Origin of the sequence: Wenzhouxiangella sp. AB-CW3 (genome assembly GCF_014725735.1) — a bacterium.
In the GTDB taxonomy this organism is placed as follows: domain Bacteria; phylum Pseudomonadota; class Gammaproteobacteria; order Xanthomonadales; family Wenzhouxiangellaceae; genus Wenzhouxiangella.
Map to the genome: position 1 here is coordinate 3,236,990 of NZ_CP061368.1, position 16,627 is coordinate 3,253,616.

Here is a 16,627-nt window from a genome sequence, read left to right on the forward strand (position 1 = left end):
ACCTTCTTCCACCTTTTCAGGCCGGGTGGTATGGGTCGCGGTGGAACAGAGGCGGTCCGGACGCCGGCAACCGGTCAGCCGTGCCATCCGCAACGATTGCGCCTGTCGAGGTCAGCGCATCTCGCCAACACTCCAGCCTGATTTCAGTGGCACCAGAACGCCTCCGACACCCGAGCAGCCAACACCGCCGAAGACCGCCGGCGGCCCACCGCGACCCATACCACCCGGCCCGCCCCCCCACACCCCGTGTAGACCAATGTCGCATTGGGTCCGACACCCCATGCCTGCTAAGATCAGAATTCTGAAAACCAAAGGTTTGATAGTGAGCGTAAGGATTATGGCCAACGACAAGACCTACCCAGTACCCGACTCCATGAAAGACGCCTTATACGACCGCGACCGCTATCGCGAAATGTACCAGGCCTCGATCGACGACCCGGAAGGCTTCTGGGCCGAGCAGGCGCGTGAGCGACTGGACTGGATGAAGCCATTCAGCAAGGTCAAGGACGTGTCGTGGAAAAAGGATGACCTGCACATCCGCTGGTTCGAGGACGGCACCCTGAATGTCACCGTCAACTGCCTGGACCGTCACCTGGAAAAGCATGGCGACGAGACCGCTATCATCTGGGAGGGCGACGACCCCGACGACGACGCACACATCTCCTATCGCGAATTGCACGAGAAGGTCTGCCGCCTGGCCAACGGGCTGAAGGACCAGGGCGTGAAGAAAGGTGATCGCGTCACGCTCTACATGCCGATGATTCCCGAAGCGGCCGTGGCCATGCTGGCCTGCGCGCGCATCGGCGCGGTGCACTCGGTGGTCTTCGGCGGCTTCTCGCCCGAAGCGCTAGCCGGTCGTATCGTCGACTGCGAATCGTCGGCGGTGATAACTGCCGACGAAGGTATTCGCGGCGGCAAGAAGGTGCCACTGAAAAATAATGTCGACAAGGCACTGGCCAGCGACGAGGTCACCACGGTCGACAAGGTCGTGGTGGTCAAGCGCACCGGTGCCGACATCGGCTGGACCGAGGGTCGCGACGTCTGGTACGAGGACATCACCGCCAACGCCAGCGCCGAGTGCGAACCGGAAGAGATGAACGCCGAAGACCCGCTTTTCATCCTCTACACCTCCGGATCCACGGGCAAGCCGAAAGGCGTGCTGCATACCACCGCCGGCTACCTGCTCTACACCGCACTGACCCACGAGGCGATCTTCGACTATCGTCCCGGCGAGGTCTACTGGTGCACGGCCGATGTCGGCTGGATCACCGGCCACAGCTACATTGTCTATGGACCGCTGGCCAACCGCGCCACCACGCTGATGTTCGAGGGCGTGCCCAACTACCCCGATCATTCGCGCTTCTGGCAAGTGGTCGACAAACACGACGTGAGCATCTTCTACACCGCGCCGACGGCCATCCGCGCACTGATGCGAGAGGGTGACGAGCCGGTGACGAAAACCTCGCGCAAGTCCCTGCGCATCCTCGGCACGGTGGGCGAACCGATCAACCCGCAGGCCTGGGAGTGGTATCACCAGGTCGTCGGCGAGGGCCGTTGCCCCATCGTCGATACCTGGTGGCAGACCGAAACCGGCGGTATCCTGATCTCGCCACTGCCCGGGGCAACCGATCTCAAGCCCGGCTCGGCCACGGTGCCGTTTTTCGGTATCAAGCCGGGGCTGCGCGATACCGAAGGCAAGGTACTCGAAGGCGCCACCTCCGGCGCGCTGGTCATCACAGACTCCTGGCCGGGCCAGATGCGTACCGTCTACGGCGACCACCAGCGCTTCATCGACACCTACTTCGCGACCTTCGATCAGCTCTACTTCACCGGCGACGGCGCCCGTCGCGACGAGGACGGCTACTGGTGGATCACCGGGCGCATGGACGATGTGCTCAATGTCTCCGGTCACCGCATGGGCACTGCCGAAATCGAGTCTGCGCTGGTGGCCCACCCGGATGTCTCCGAGGCCGCCGTGGTCGGCTTCCCGCACGACATCAAGGGCCAGGGCATCTACGCCTACGTGACGCTCACCGCCGGCGTGGAAGCCAGCGACGACTTGCTCGGCACGCTCACCCAGTGGGTGCGGGAGCGCATCGGGCCGATCGCCAAACCGGACTTCATCCAGTTCGCGCCAGGCCTGCCCAAGACCCGTTCGGGCAAGATCATGCGACGCATTCTCAGGAAGATCGCCGAGAACGATTACAGCAACCTCGGCGACACCTCGACCCTAGCCGAACCGGCGGTGGTCGATGATCTGATTGGCAACCGGAAGAATCGATAGGAGGTGGTAAAGGGTAAAAGGAAAAAGGTGAAAGGTGGAAGGAAAGACGACTTTCCGGGGCTTCCTTTTTACCTTTTACCTTTCACCTTTTACCTATAACCTGTCATCCCATGACAACCGTCATCGTCGCCGACGATCATCCGCTGTTTCGCGAAGCGCTGGGGCTGGCGTTGCAGAAGGCGCTGGGCGGGGTCGATATCGTCGAGGCCGGCAACATGGCCGAGCTCGAACAGGTATCGCGCGAACACGAACAGGCCGACCTGGTTCTGCTCGACCTGCACATGCCCGGCGTGCAGGGCTTTTCGGCGCTGATCTACCTGCGCGCGCACCACCCCGAACTGCCGGTGTGCATCATCTCGGCCAACGACAGCACGGTGGTCATGCAGCGCGCGATGGACCACGGCGCCGCCGCCTTCATCCACAAGTCCGCGTCCGTGGATGAAATCCGCGAGGCCCTGCAAAGCGTACTGGCCGGCGACATCTGCTACCCGCCGGAACTGGATACCAGCGCCACCGGCACCCCCAGCGAGGAACTCGATATCGCCGGACATATCGGTGAGCTGACACCACAACAGTTCCGGGTGCTGATGATGGTCGCCGAAGGGCTGCTCAACAAGCAGATCGCCTTCGAGCTCGATATATCCGAGGCCACCGTCAAGGCACACATGACTGCCATCTTCCGCAAGCTGGGAGTAAGCAATCGCACGCATGCCGTGTTGCTGACTCAGCGGCTTTCGGTGGAAGCTCCCAACTCTTCCGACGCTCGGCCCTGACATTTGCACCTGCATAAGTTGTCCTGATTGCGCATGTTTGTCAGCCATGGCCCTGATTTGAATTACGCAACCGCAGATGAACGCGGATTAACGCAGATTCATGGACCTACATCAGCAATAGCAGCTGTACTCGCCCCCAACCCAAGAGCGTCGCATTCATATGTCTCAGCTCCTGGACGCATGAAAGCCTAAGCCGTATAAGAATCGCTGACCCCAGCTCCTATCCATGATCCATGGGACAGATCAACAATCTGCGTTTATCGGCGTTCATCTGCGGTTCCCAAAGAATCCGACCGAAGGATGGCTGCACCATCTGCGCAATCAGGCAAGTTGCTGCCTCATTCAGTTGTTAGCAAGCCGCTTTCCGGCAGCAGCCCGGGTCCGGGCTGTGATAGTCTCCGCAAGCTCTCTCACCGCCCAAGCCATTTGCCAATGACCTGGTTTCGCCTGATCAGCATCGCCGAAGGCATTTCCCTGATCACCCTGCTGTTCGTGGCCATGCCGCTGCGCACGCTGGCCGACATGCCCATGGCCGTTACCTGGGTGGGCTGGATCCACGGCATTCTGTTCCTGAACTATGCTGCCGCCAGCCTGATCGCCAGCCACCTGCGCGGCTGGTCGATACCGAAGTGGCTGCTGGTACTGGGAATGGGCGTGGTGCCATTCGGTTTCATCTATGTAGATCGCATGGTTCGCCGCGAAACCTCTTCGAAGGAGATGGCGCACTAACGCCGACGCTCCCACTCCTACGACCAAAGTCGGCCCTACCAATGTCGTATGGGCACCCGGTCAGGTGATCGCTAGACTCGGATGAAAAGCTCCCCGTGGACTTTCCACGGGGAGGCTCGACACCCGAACATACAGGGAGCGATACGCCATGTCCGACGATAGATCCGCAGCCGCCTACTGGAAGGCGAACATCCGTGTCATATCCATCTGCCTGGTGATCTGGGCGCTGGTCTCGATCGGTTTCGGCATCGTGCTCAGGCCCTTGCTGGCCATGCTGCCGATCACCATCGGCGGCACCGACCTGGGCTTCTGGTTTGCCCAGCAGGGTTCGATCCTGACCTTCATCGCCCTGATTTTCTACTACACCTGGTACATGAACCGGCTCGATCGCGAGTTCGGCGTGGACGAGCAGGAATAAGGGAGAGACACCATGGACCAGTTCACACTCAACCTGATCGTCGTCGGCGCCACCTTTGCGCTCTATATCGGCATCGCCATCTGGGCGCGTGCCGGCACCACCGCCGACTATTACGCCGCCAGCCGCGGCGTCAACCCCGTCATCAATGGCGCGGCCACGGCCGCGGACTGGATGTCGGCCGCCTCGTTCATCTCCATGGCCGGGCTGATCGCCTTCGTCGGCTACGGCAACTCCAGCTTCCTGATGGGCTGGACCGGCGGCTACGTGCTGCTGGCCCTGCTGCTGGCACCGTACCTGAGAAAGTTCGGACGTTTCACCGTGCCCGAGTTCATCGGTGATCGTTTCTACTCGACCACCGCGCGCATCGTTGCCGTGATCTGCCTGCTGGTGATCTCGATTACCTACGTGATCGGCCAGATGACCGGCGCCGGCGTGGCCTTCTCGCGCTTTCTCGAAGTGCAGAACACCACCGGGCTGCTGATCGCCTCGACCGTGGTGTTCATCTACGCCGTGCTCGGCGGCATGAAGGGCATTACCTACACCCAGCTTGCCCAGTACTGCGTGCTGATCACTGCCTACACCATCCCGGCGGTGTTCATTTCGCTGCAACTGACCGGCAACCCGGTGCCGCCGCTGGGCCTGTTCTCCACCCACGCCGAGTCGAGCCTGCCGCTGTTGACCAAGCTCGACCAGGTGCTGACCGAACTGGGCTTCCATGACTACACCGGCCACCACGCCTCGACGCTCAACATGGTGCTTTTCACGCTGTCGCTGATGGTGGGCACGGCCGGTCTGCCGCACGTCATCATCCGCTTCTTCACCGTGCCGCGCGTGGCCGACGCCCGTCGCTCGGCCGGCTGGGCGCTGGTATTCATTGCGCTGCTGTATCTCACTGCCCCAGCCGTGGGCGCGATGGCCAAGCTCAACATCATCACCACCATCTATCCCGACGGCACGGCCGAAGATCCGATCCGCTACGACGACAAACCCGACTGGATGATCAACTGGGAACAGACCGGCCTGCTGGCCTTCGAGGACAAGAACGAGGACGGTCGCATCCAGTACTACAACGACCGCTCCGAGGAGTTCCAGTCCGTGGCCAAGGCGCGCGGCTGGGAAGGCAACGAAATCGTCACCTTCAACCAGGACATCCTGGTGCTGGCCAACCCCGAGATCGCCAACCTGCCCGGATGGGTGCTGGCCCTGATCGCCGCCGGTGGTCTGGCCGCGGCCCTGTCGACCGCCGCCGGCTTGTTGCTGGCCATCTCGTCGGCCATCAGCCATGACCTGCTCAAATCGGTCTTCATGCCGAAAATCACCGACCGGCAGGAGCTGATGGCGGCGCGCGTATCCATGGCCTTTGCCATCGGCCTGGCCACCTACCTGGGCATGAACCCGCCCGGCTTCGCCGCCCAGGTGGTGGCGCTGGCCTTCGGGCTGGCGGCGGCCACCCTGTTCCCTGCCCTGATGATGGGCATCTTCTCGAAGAAGATGAATACCCAGGGCGCGGTGGCCGGCATGCTGGTGGGTCTGATCGCCACCCTGCTCTACATCTTCACCTACCTGGGCTGGTTCTTCATTCGGGGCACCAACATGCTGCCCAATGAACCCGACTACTGGCTGTTCGGCATCTCGCCGCTGTCGTTCGGAGCCGTGGGCGCGATACTCAACTTCGCCGCCGCCATCGTGGTGATGAAGCTGACCGCCCCGCCGCCGGAGCGCATCCAGGAGCTGGTCGAATCCATCCGCGTCCCCCGCGGCGCCAGCGGTGCGGTCGATCACTGAGGTGAGCCGCAGGCGCGGGCTTGAGCCCGCGCCTGCGGCGGGAAAGGTAAAAGGTAAAAGGATTGGTTCCACCTTTCGCTGCCCACCCTTCCTTTTTTCCTTTCACCTTTCACCTTTCACCTTTCACCTTTCACCTTTCACCTTTCACCTTTCACCTTTCACCTTTCACCTTTCACCTTTTACCTTTAACCTGCCCCCATGCTTCTTGAATTCATCGCCACCATCGCGCTAGGACTGGGTATCGCCGGTCTGGTCATGGCGCTCAATCTCGTGCTGGGGCGGCGCCTGCCGCGCTGGGCCATGCCGGCCGCGGCCGGGCTGGGCATGATCCTGTTCCTGGTCTACCTGGAGTATTCCTGGGCGCCGCGCACTGCCGAGCAGTTGCCCGACGGCATGGTCGTGACCTCGAAGAGCAGCCAGAGCATGTGGTACCGGCCCTGGACCTATATCTCTCCATTGAGCCTGCGCATGATCGCCGTCGACACCCGGCGCAACCGGTCCCACCCGGACTGGCCGGGCCGCGTGATGACCACCATGGTGCTGTTCGAGCGCTGGATGCCGACGCGCGAAGTGCCCGTGGTCTTCGATTGCGATGATCATCGCCGCGCCGATCTGCATTCCGGTGTCGAGCTGGGCGAGGACGGCGCGCTCCACGGTGCCGACTGGTACCGCCTGGAAGCCGACGACCGCGGCCTTCAGGCTGCCTGCGAATCCGCTGCTCGCGGCAGACCGGCTTCGGCTGAGCGCTGAAGCTGAAGCGGCAGCCACAAGATCTCACCACAGAGACACAGAGAACACAGAGCAAGTCACCGCGGATCCGATGGGGGGTCTGCTGCGCCACCAATTGACCATCTCGCCGTTCAACCCGCTGCCCTCTTTCACGCCGGGCGAAATCTGATTCCTCCGCAGTAGCGTTTGACCTTTTTCATCGAATATTTTATGTTTAACGTAAACTGTGATATGTTTTAGATAAAATATACTTTTGGCATTCATGTCCATACGCATCAATCTGGATATCGAGCTGGCGCGCAACAAGATGTCGCTGACCGAGCTGTCGGAGCGAGTCGGGGTGTCGATGACCAACCTGTCGCTGCTCAAGAACGGACGGGTCAAGGCCATTCGATTCTCCACGCTGGAAGCCATTTGTCGGGCGCTGGGCTGTCAGCCCGGTGATTTGCTTGAATTCGTCGATGAGGTGCAAGGGAGAGCAGAAGAATGAACCGTGAGTTTCTGATTCCGGGCATCGTGGCCCTGGCGCTGGCCGTGCTGTTTCCGCTTTACTGGTTTTCGGGTCTGTTCTCCACAACCGGCGAATCGTTGCTGGAAGCGTTCAAGGCCGACGCCAGCAGCCTGACACTGATCGATGGGCTGTTTGTCCTGATCGGTACCATGGAAATCTATCTGCTCCTGAGTTTGCGGCGAATCCTGCAGCATCAGCTGTACAGCGCCTTTGCCGCCGGCATGGCCTTGGCCATGGCTATTGGCATCGGTGTTTTCACGGCCACCGTCCTGTTCGATGTATCCATTGCCCTGACACCGGGCATGGCCGAGAGCACCCGCTCAACCCTGGTGCTGGTCGCCGGTTTGGTCAGTCTCGGGCTGTCGGTACTGGTCGGTCTGATTGGCCTCGCCCTGTCGATTGCCTTGCTGGCGCTGCGAAACGACGGAACGGTTCTCCTGAAGATCTTCGCCGCAATGCTGCTGATCTGTTCGCTGATGACGATGACCGTCATTCTGGCGCCGGTGGTCTACGTGTTCTACCCGGTGGCGCTGGTGTTGCTTGCGGCGTTTTTCCTGCGCGGCGGCGGCGAGGTAGAGGTGGTATGAGAGTGGCCATGAAGAAACTGTACACACCGATTGCGCTTCTCGTTGCCCTGGCTGTGTCTCAACCGGCTCTAGCGAAGTCAGAGCTTGTTCATGGCCATCCTGTTGAGACGGACAATCTCCTGATTGTATGGGCAGACGAGTATGATGAAGAGACTCAGGAGTCGGTGAAGCTGATCTCGGAGCAGCTTTATGACAACACCGTGGCGTTTCTTCAGAAGGAACCGGCGGAGAAGGTCACTGTTGTTTTCAGAGGCAGGGCACGTGTCGGACCGGGGCCAGCCAGAGATTATCCTTTTGTAGACAGCGCCGGCGTGATCAGCCTGTTCCGCTATACCGACGAGATCAGGAATTATTTTCATGCGTTTGTGCATGAGCTGGTGCACGCGCTTCGAATCGACAGGGCCGAATCTGCCGACTGGTTTTTTGAAGAAGGATTTGCCGAATTTGTCCGATTGCGGGTTTTCGAATCCATGCACGGATTCCCCTGGCATGGGTTTTCTCCTTCAATTGTTGCAGCCGGTCATATCGTGGAGGGCAGCGATATCCCGCTGGAAACCCTGAGAGATCAACACGAGCAATTGAATATTCCATGTCGTGCACAAGCCTACTCACTTCGTTCCGCCTTCTTTGAATGGCTTGGAGACAGCTTTGGAGATGAAGCCGTCCTGAAGATGTCGCGGGAGCAAGTGGCGGGCCAGGCGCATCAATACGAGCAGTACTTTGGGTCTTCCCTCTCTGCGCTTGCCAAGCAATGGAGAAAGGAGACCAGAAAGCTTCACGACGCTGAAAAGTTCAGAGACTATCGCAGCAATACGCCCATCAAGCACATTCCATTGTGCAACTATTGAGGAGCCTCTGAACAACTCTGTGACCTCTGTGTCTCTGTGGTGAACACCACCTCCTCAATCACTACCATGCTTTGTGGTATCGACCAGCCGTCCCAGCAGTGCGCGCAGTGCTGCCGGGCGGATGGGTTTGTGCAGCACGCGGCAGTCCTGGGCGCGTGCCTCGTTGCGCACGGTCTCGGTCTGGTCGGCGGTAATCAGGATGGCGGGGATGGCGCTGTCGTAACGCGCCCGGATACGGCTGACCAGGTCGATGCCGTTCTTTTCGTCGTCGAGATGGTAGTCGGCCAGGATGATGTCGGGGCCGCCAACCAGGCGATCAACAACCTCGGCCACTTCGTCCTCGTCGCTGGCAGTGTGCACTTGACAGCCCCAGGGTTCGATCAACGAGGCCATGCCGGACAGAATCTCCGGCTCGTTGTCGATGCACAGCACCACCAGCCCGGCCAGATCGCGGGCAGAGCGACGCGGTCCACTGCGTGCGGCATGCGCCACTTCCCCGTCCTGCCCCAACGGCACATCGATGGCAAAACAGGTGCCGTGTCCGGGCTCGGAACGCACGCTGACGGGATGGTCGAGCATGCGTGCGATACGTTCGACGATAGCCAGTCCCAGCCCGAGACCGCGTTGGCCGCGACCGCGCGAGCCTTGCAGGCGATGAAACTCGCGGAAGATCGCCTCGGTCTGGTCGGCCGGAATACCGGGCCCGGTATCGATGACCTGGATGCTCAGAATGCCCGCCCGACGACGACAGCCCAATAGCACCCGGCCGGATTCGGTGTAGCGCAGCGCATTGGACAGGAAGTTCTGCAGCACGCGCCGCAGCAGCTTGGGATCGGAGACCACCCGCGCCCGGCTGTCGACCTTGGAGAACGCCAGCCCGCGTTCACGGGCAATGGCCGAGAATTCCGCATACAGGGGATCGAAGATCTCGGCAATCGAGAATTCACGAACCGAGGTCGGCATGGCGCCGGCATCCAGGCGCGAGATATCGAGCAGTGCCGAGAGCAGTTGCTCGGCACTGTCGAGCGAGCCGGCCAGGCGTTCGACCAGGTGGCGCTGCTCGTCGTCGAGCCGGTCCTGCTGATCCAGGGCCGATGCGAACAGGCGCGCGGCATTGAGCGGTTGCAGCAGGTCGTGGCTGGCCGCGGCCAGGAAACGGGTCTTGGACTGGTTGGCCTCGTCGGCCTCCTGCTTGGCCACGCGCAGGGCTTCCTCGACGCGGGCGCGCACCGTCACCTCCCGGCGCAGCTCCTCGTTGAGCTCGGTCAGTTCGCGCGTGCGCTCGGCCACGCGCTTTTCCAGTCCTTCCTTGGCCTCGGTCAGGCGCCGCTCGCTCTCGCGCAAGGCCTCTTCGGTGCGTTTGCGCTCGGTGATGTCGGTAAAACTGGTGACAAAGCCGCCGCCGGGCATGGGATTGCCGCGGATCTCGATCACCCGGCCATCGGTACCCACGCGCTCGTAGAAATGCGGGCTGCGCTTCTTCAGCCAGTCGAGGCGGCGCGCGATCAACTCCTCCTGTTCGCCCGCGCCCAGCCGTCCCTGGCTGGCGTTGTAGCGCAGCACGTCCTCGATCGGCCGGCCGATGTGAATCAGGCCTTCCGGGTACTCGAACATCTCCAGGTAGGCACGGTTCCAGGCCACCAGCCGCAGGTCGGCATCGACCACGCTGACCGCCTCGGACAGATTCTCCATGGCCGATTGCAGCAACTCCTGGCGGAATTTCAATTTCTCGGAGGTCTGGTCGAGCAGGTTGACCACCGCATCGAAGGGCATGCCGGAACCGGCCAGCGCCGAGGACAGTACCTGGCGCGCCGAACTCGCCCCGATCACGCCCGAAAGCACACGCTCGGTGTGGCGGACCAGCTCGCCGTCGGCCGGCTGATCGATCGCGAGTTCCCGTCCGCGCTGACCGGCGTAATCATCAAAGGTCTCGCGCGTGCGCCGCTCGCCGAGAAAGCGCCGGGTCAGGTCCATGAAGTCGGCCACCGTGGCAATACCGGTGCGTGGCAACACGCTGGTGGTGGTGCCGCCGGCCGCGCCCATGAAGGCATTGGCCTGGATGCGGTCGATGGGACGTTCACGCCCGGCCAGCGAGCCGATGACCAGGGCACAGACATTCAACGTCAGTGACCAGAACACGCCGTGACTGAGACGGTCGTCGAAAGCAATTCCGAACAGCGCTTCGGGGTGCAGCCAGGTCAGTCCCGCCGGACCGGTCTCCAGCCAGCCCGGCAACACCCCGGTGCCACGCAGGATCACCGGCAGCATCAGGCAATAGAACCACACGACAAAACCGGTCGTCAGCCCGGCCATGGCCCCGGGACGATTGGCGCCGCGCCAGTACACGGCAGCCACCACCAGCGGCCCGAACTGGGCGACCGCGGCAAACGACAGCAGACCGATTCCTGCCAGGCTTTCCTCGTAGCCGAACAGCCGGTAGTAACCCCAGGCAAGCAGCAGCAGGGCAACAATGACAATACGCCGCACCATCAGCAGCAGCCGGCCGAGGTCGGCATCGCTGCGCGCCACGGCCTGTCGGTTGCGCAGCAGGGCCGGCATGACGATATCGTTCGACACCATGATCGACAGCGCCACCGCCGCCACGATGACCATGCCGGTGGCCGCGGAGAATCCGCCGAGCATGGACAGCAGGGTCAGCCATTCCTGGTCGGCCGCCATGGGCAGGGTCAGCATGAAGGTGTCGGGCGACACGCCCTCGCCGAAAGTCAGCAGGCCGGCCACGGCCACCGGCACGATGAACAGGGCGATCAGCACCAGGTAGGCGGGAAACAGCACGCGCGCCCAGCGCACGTCACGCTCGCTGGTCGACTCGACCACGGCAACATGAAACTGACGCGGCAGACAGAAGGCCGCCAGCATGGCCAGCACCATGATGGTGAGAAAGCTCAGCCTGAGATTTTCCGGCGCGAACATGCTCGCGACCAGCGCATCGTCGACCGTGAACGGATTGAGCGTATCGAGCCCATCGAACATCGCCCAGGTCACGAACACCCCGACGGCGAGAAAGGCCAGCAACTTGACCAGCGACTCGAAGGCCACCGCCAGCATCAGTCCCGGATGGTGCTCGGTGGCATCGAGCTGGCGCGTGCCGAACAGGATGGTGAACACGGCCAGCAGCAGGGCAATCAGCAAGGCGGTATCGAGAATCGGACCCGGTTCTTCCGGCAACACGGTGGTCGCACCGGGATCGCTGGTGAGCAGGTTGAAGCCCATGGCGATGCCCTTGAGCTGCAGGGCGATGTAAGGCAGCACACCCAGCACGGCGACCACGGTGACCAGCACGGCCAGGCGCTGGGTCTTGCCGAAACGCGAGGCGAGAAAGTCGGAGATCGAGGTGACGTTCTGTTCCTTGCTGATGCGTACCACGCGCAGCACAAAGCCGCCGAACACGGCAAACACCAGCAGGGGACCGAGATAGACCGGCAGGAAATCCCAGCCGGTGGTGGCGGCCTGGCCGACCGCGCCGTAGAAGGTCCAGGAGGTGCAGTAAACGGCCAGCGACAGCGAGTAGATCACCGGCTGGGAGAACAGCGGGCGCCCCTGGACCGAGCGCCGGTCACCCCACCAGGCGACCAGAAACAGCAGCGCCACGTAGGCCAGCGAAACCAGAATGATGAGCGTGGCGGAGAACAATTTGCTCTTGTCTTCTCGTGGTCTTCCCGTGGTCTTCAGGCGGTGGGCCCAGTCCCACAAAAAACAGCATCATAGCAGTCGATTCCGCCCGCTCGGCCACACCCCGACCAAAGTATAAGCGCGGCCTGTCGCCCACCCTGCTAACCTGATCATCGAAGCCCGCGGAATCGGGAGGGCGGCTTGATGCCGAGCGCCGATCAGGTCACCGGCCACGCGCCGGAAACGGCAATACTGCTTGATCATGTCAACCAGGCCAGCGACGGGCGGGCGCTAGCCGACATGGCCTCGCGGATGGGCAGGTTGATGCTGAAGCTGCAAGAGCGCAAGACTGGAGCAGCGGAGATCGCGCTGGCCGTCAGCCGGGTCGGCCGCGCCGTGACCGACCGCCTGCTGGCGCTGGCCGAACGAGACCTGGGACCGCCGCCGGTGGCTTATGCCTTCATCGTTGCCGGATCGCAGGCCCGCGGCGAACAGATCGCCGGCTCCGACCAGGACAACGGTTTGATCCTGTCAAATGACTACCGCGAGGACCATCACGGCTCCTATTTCGAACAACTGGCCGACCAGGTCTGCAGCGGCCTGGCCGAGGCCGGCTATCGTCGCTGCCCCGGCGATATCATGGCCATCAATCCACGCTGGCGACGTCCTCTGGCCGACTGGCGGGGGCGCTTTGCCCAATGGATCGAACGCGCCGACCCGGACGCCCTGCTCAAGGTATCGATCTTTTTCGATTTGCGCTGCATTCGCGGCGAGGCCGGCCTGCTCGATCAGCTTCGTGAAGAAGTGCTCGGCATGACGCGCTCGTCAACGCTTTTCCAGCCCCGTCTGGCAGCCGCCGCGCTCGGGTTCCGGCCGGCGCTGGGCTGGTTCGGGAGACTGCGATTTCATCGTGATGGCGATAAACAGACCATGGATCTGAAACGCCATGGCATCACGCCGGTGGTCGACCTCGCCCGGGTTCATGCACTGGCGCTGGGCGAGGCGGCGTTGTCGACCCGCAAGCGCTTGAAGCTGGCTACGTCAGCCAACCTGATCAGCGGCGACGATGCCGACAGGCTCATCGATGCCTTCGACCATGTCGGCGGCATTCGCATCGCCCACCAGTGCCGCCGCATCCGCGACGGTGAACACCCGGACTACCAGCTACGCGCCGACGAGATCGATCAGCGCGACCGCAAGGCGCTGAAACGTTCCCTGGCAACCATCCGCGATGCCCAACAGGCCATGGCCCGGCGCTACCACGCCGAGGCATTCCGGTGAAAGGGCGCCTGAGCCAGTGGTTGGTGGTGCTGTTTGCAGCCGGCTGGCTGCTGTTCGGCTTTCCGCTGATGATGCTGTGGGACCGAGAAGCCGCCCTGTTCGGCCTGCCCCTGTTTCCGCTGGGACTGTTCATCGTGTGGGGTGTGCTCATCATCGCCCTGGCCTGGCTGATGGAAAGCGGAGGACGCCGCTGATGCTGCCTCTCTGGCTGGTCATTGGCGTCTCGTTCGCCTACCTGCTGATCCTGTTCGCCATCGCCTGGTGGGGCGACCGGCGCGCCGCGGCCGGACGCTCGGTCATCGGCAATGCCTGGGTCTACGCGTTGTCGATCGCGGTCTACTGCACGGCCTGGACCTATTTCGGCAGTGTCGGGCGGGCGTCGGAAGAAGGCGTGTGGTTCCTGCCCATCTATCTCGGCCCCATGCTGGCGATGATCCTGGCCTGGCTGGTGATCCGCAAAATGGTGCGCATCGCCAAGACCTGGCGCATCACCTCGGTGGCCGACTTCATCGCCAGCCGCTACGGCAAGAGCCCGCTGATCGCCGCGTTGGTCACGCTGATCACGGTGGTCGGCATCGTCCCCTACATTGCCCTGCAGCTCAAGGCCATCTCGGCCGGCTTTGCCCTGATGACCGGCCCGGAGGCCACGACCGTGACCGAGGCAACCGGTGCCTGGTGGCAGGACAGCACCTTCTACCTGGCGCTGGCCCTGGCCGGCTTCATCATCGCCTTCGGCACCCGTCATCTCGACATGACCGAACGCCATGAGGGCATGGTCGCGGCGATCGCGTTCGAGTCGGTGGTCAAGCTCATCGCATTTCTTGCCGCCGGCATTTTCGTGGTCTGGGGACTGTACGGAGGCCTGGGAGACCTGTTCGGTCGTGCCATGGCCGACGACAGTCTCAAGGGACTGCTGCGTTTCGACCAGGGCACCAGCGACTTCATCTACACGCAGTGGTTCGCGCTGATCCTGCTGGCCGGCCTGTCGGTGCTGTTCCTGCCGCGCCAGTTCCAGGTCATGGTGGTCGAGAACGTCGACGAGCGTCACATCAAGCGCGCCGCCTGGGTGTTCCCGCTCTACCTGTTTCTGATCAACCTGTTCGTCATTCCCATTGCGCTGGGCGGCCTGATGTACTTCGGCGCCGACACGGCCAACCCGGACTTTTTCGTGCTCTCGCTGCCGCTGGCCGAGGGGGCGAAAACGCTGGCCCTGTTCGTGTTCATCGGCGGGCTGTCGGCGGCCACCGGCATGGTCATCGTCGAGGCCATTGCCGTGTCCACCATGATCTGCAACGACCTGGTCATGCCGGCACTGCTGCGTACCCGCCGCTTTCGCGGGCGCAGCGGCGGCGATCTGACCCGCTTGCTGCTGACCATCCGCCGGCTGGCCATCATCGGCCTGCTGCTGCTGGGCTATCTCTACTTCCACCTGGCCGGCGAGGCCTATGCGCTGGTGGCCATCGGCCTGATCAGCTTTGCCGCCGTCGCCCAGTTCGCCCCGGCCGCGCTGGCCGGCATGTACTGGAAGGGCGGCACCGCCGCCGGCGTGCTGGCCGGGCTGGTCGCCGGTTTTGCCCTGTGGGCCTGGACGCTGATGCTGCCGTCGATTGCCCGCTCCGGCTGGCTGGCAATGGACTTTGTCGAGCACGGTCCGTTCGGCATCGGTTGGCTCAGGCCCGAATCCCTGCTGGGCATGAGCGGCTTCGATCACCTCACCCATTCGCTGTTCTGGAGCCTGCTGGCCAACATCGGCGCCTTCGTGCTGGTGTCCTTGCTGACCCGGCCCTCGGCACGCGAGGCCAGCCAGGCCGAACGTTTCGTCGATGTCTTCGAACGGGCCGACGGGCATGAACCGCTGTTCTGGCAGGGCCGCGCCAGTCGTGAGGATTTGTATGCACTGGCCGAACGCTTCCTCGGTCCGGAGGCCACCGCACGGTTGTTCGAGGAACATGCCGCGGCCATCGGCGTGGGCGAGATCGAGCATATCCCGGCCGACGCGCGCCTGGTCGAACGGGTCGAACACCAGCTTGCCGGTGCCATCGGCTCGGCCTCGGCCCGGGTGATGATGGCTTCCACGGTCGACGAGGAGCCGCTGGAACTCGACGATGTCATGCGCATCCTCGAGGAAGCCTCGCAGATTCGCCAGTACTCACTGGCGCTGGAGGAAAAATCACGCTCGCTGGAGCAGGCCACCGCGGAACTGCGTGCCGCCAACGAGAAACTGAAAAGCCTGGACCGGCTCAAGGACGACTTCATGTCCTCGGTCACCCATGAACTGCGCACGCCGCTGACTTCCATTCGCGCCACCGCCGAGATGATGCGCGACGATGCCGACATGCCCGTCAACCAGCGCCAGCAGTTTCTCGACATCATGGTGCGCGAGTCCGAACGACTGAGCCGGCTGGTCGGCCAGGTACTGGACCTGGCGCGCATCGAGGCCGGTCATGCCGAGTGGCACAACAGCGACGTCGACATGGCCGAGATCGTCGATCAGGCCGTGGCCAGCATCACCGAACCCTACAGCGACAAGGGCGCGAAGCTGGAAGTGCGCGGCGATCGACAACCGGCCACGATCCGGGCCGATGCCGACCGCCTGGTGCAGGTGCTGCTCAACCTGCTCTCCAACGCATTGCGTCACCTGCCCGAAGCGAACGGACAGGTGATCGTCACCATCAACGATAAGCGCGACGGCGTGACCGTGACCGTGGCCGACAACGGGCCCGGCATCAGCCACGAAGAACAGGCCGAGGTATTCGACAAGTTCCGCCAGGTCGGCGACCGCCACCGCCGCCAGGGCGGCACCGGCCTGGGGCTGCCGATCAGCCGCCAGATCATCGAACACTTCGGCGGCCACATGTGGGTGGCATCCGAGCCCGGCGAAGGCGCCACCTTCGGCTTCCACCTGCCCCGAAACATCGACCGCGGTGATGGCGAGATGGACAAATGACAGTTCACCACAGACACACGGAGTGCACAGAGGACAGAAACAAGAAATGAAACTAAAGGAATTTTTATCCAGTTCTTCCTCTGTGAACTCTGTGCCTCTGTG

The 16,627-nt window shown here is 62.7% G+C and carries 13 protein-coding genes; 12 read left to right on the forward strand and 1 reads right to left on the reverse strand.

The genetic code is table 11. From position 1 onward, the window contains the following. Positions 1–337 precede the first annotated feature (337 nt). The 9 genes from acs (at position 338) to IC757_RS14025 (ending at position 8,664) form a co-directional block, all read left to right on the forward strand. Complete coding sequence (acs, locus tag IC757_RS13985) at positions 338–2,284, forward strand: acetate--CoA ligase (RefSeq protein ID WP_190977047.1); 1,947 nt, start codon at positions 338–340, stop codon at positions 2,282–2,284. Positions 2,285–2,394: 110 nt separating this feature from the next. Beyond that, entirely contained in the window at positions 2,395–3,057 is a 663-nt protein-coding gene (locus IC757_RS13990) for a response regulator transcription factor (protein WP_190974905.1), read from the forward strand. A 432-nt stretch (positions 3,058–3,489) separates the two neighbouring features. Then, positions 3,490–3,786 (forward strand): DUF3817 domain-containing protein, encoded by a 297-nt coding sequence (locus tag IC757_RS13995; protein ID WP_190974906.1) that lies wholly within the window; start codon positions 3,490–3,492, stop codon positions 3,784–3,786. 148 nt (positions 3,787–3,934) lie between these two features. Next, on the forward strand, positions 3,935–4,204 hold the full coding sequence (locus IC757_RS14000) for a DUF4212 domain-containing protein (RefSeq protein ID WP_190974907.1): 270 nt from the start codon (positions 3,935–3,937) through the stop codon (positions 4,202–4,204). 12 nt (positions 4,205–4,216) lie between these two features. Beyond that, a complete protein-coding gene (locus tag IC757_RS14005; protein WP_190974908.1) occupies positions 4,217–5,989 on the forward strand; it encodes a sodium:solute symporter family protein in 1,773 nt (590 codons plus the stop codon). Between the two features lie 198 nt (positions 5,990–6,187). Then, complete coding sequence (locus IC757_RS14010; protein ID WP_190974909.1) at positions 6,188–6,739, forward strand: hypothetical protein; 552 nt, start codon at positions 6,188–6,190, stop codon at positions 6,737–6,739. 241 nt (positions 6,740–6,980) lie between these two features. Further along, a complete protein-coding gene (locus IC757_RS14015) occupies positions 6,981–7,208 on the forward strand; it encodes a helix-turn-helix domain-containing protein (RefSeq protein WP_190974910.1) in 228 nt (75 codons plus the stop codon). Then, positions 7,205–7,816 carry a hypothetical protein gene (locus tag IC757_RS14020; RefSeq protein ID WP_190974911.1) on the forward strand — a complete coding sequence of 204 codons (612 nt, stop codon included), beginning with the start codon at positions 7,205–7,207 and terminating at the stop codon, positions 7,814–7,816. Before IC757_RS14015 ends, IC757_RS14020 begins: the two co-directional genes overlap by 4 nt. A gap of 8 nt (positions 7,817–7,824) precedes the next feature. Beyond that, positions 7,825–8,664 (forward strand): hypothetical protein, encoded by an 840-nt coding sequence (locus tag IC757_RS14025; protein ID WP_190974912.1) that lies wholly within the window; start codon positions 7,825–7,827, stop codon positions 8,662–8,664. 54 nt (positions 8,665–8,718) lie between these two features. Here IC757_RS14025 and IC757_RS14030 read toward each other — a convergent pair whose 3' ends face one another. Continuing rightward, positions 8,719–12,318 carry a PAS domain-containing hybrid sensor histidine kinase/response regulator gene (locus tag IC757_RS14030; protein ID WP_190974913.1) on the reverse strand — a complete coding sequence of 1,200 codons (3,600 nt, stop codon included), beginning with the start codon at positions 12,316–12,318 and terminating at the stop codon, positions 8,719–8,721. A gap of 183 nt (positions 12,319–12,501) precedes the next feature. Between IC757_RS14030 and IC757_RS14035 the strand changes: the two genes are divergently transcribed. The 3 genes from IC757_RS14035 to IC757_RS14045 are packed head-to-tail and all read left to right on the forward strand — an operon-like array spanning position 12,502 to position 16,525. After that, positions 12,502–13,578 carry a DUF294 nucleotidyltransferase-like domain-containing protein gene (locus IC757_RS14035; protein WP_190974914.1) on the forward strand — a complete coding sequence of 359 codons (1,077 nt, stop codon included), beginning with the start codon at positions 12,502–12,504 and terminating at the stop codon, positions 13,576–13,578. Then, complete coding sequence (locus IC757_RS14040; RefSeq protein ID WP_223846144.1) at positions 13,575–13,772, forward strand: hypothetical protein; 198 nt, start codon at positions 13,575–13,577, stop codon at positions 13,770–13,772. Before IC757_RS14035 ends, IC757_RS14040 begins: the two co-directional genes overlap by 4 nt. Beyond that, on the forward strand, positions 13,772–16,525 hold the full coding sequence (locus IC757_RS14045; RefSeq protein ID WP_190974915.1) for a sensor histidine kinase: 2,754 nt from the start codon (positions 13,772–13,774) through the stop codon (positions 16,523–16,525). The genes IC757_RS14040 and IC757_RS14045 overlap by 1 nt, the downstream gene beginning before the upstream one ends. Positions 16,526–16,627 lie beyond the last annotated feature (102 nt).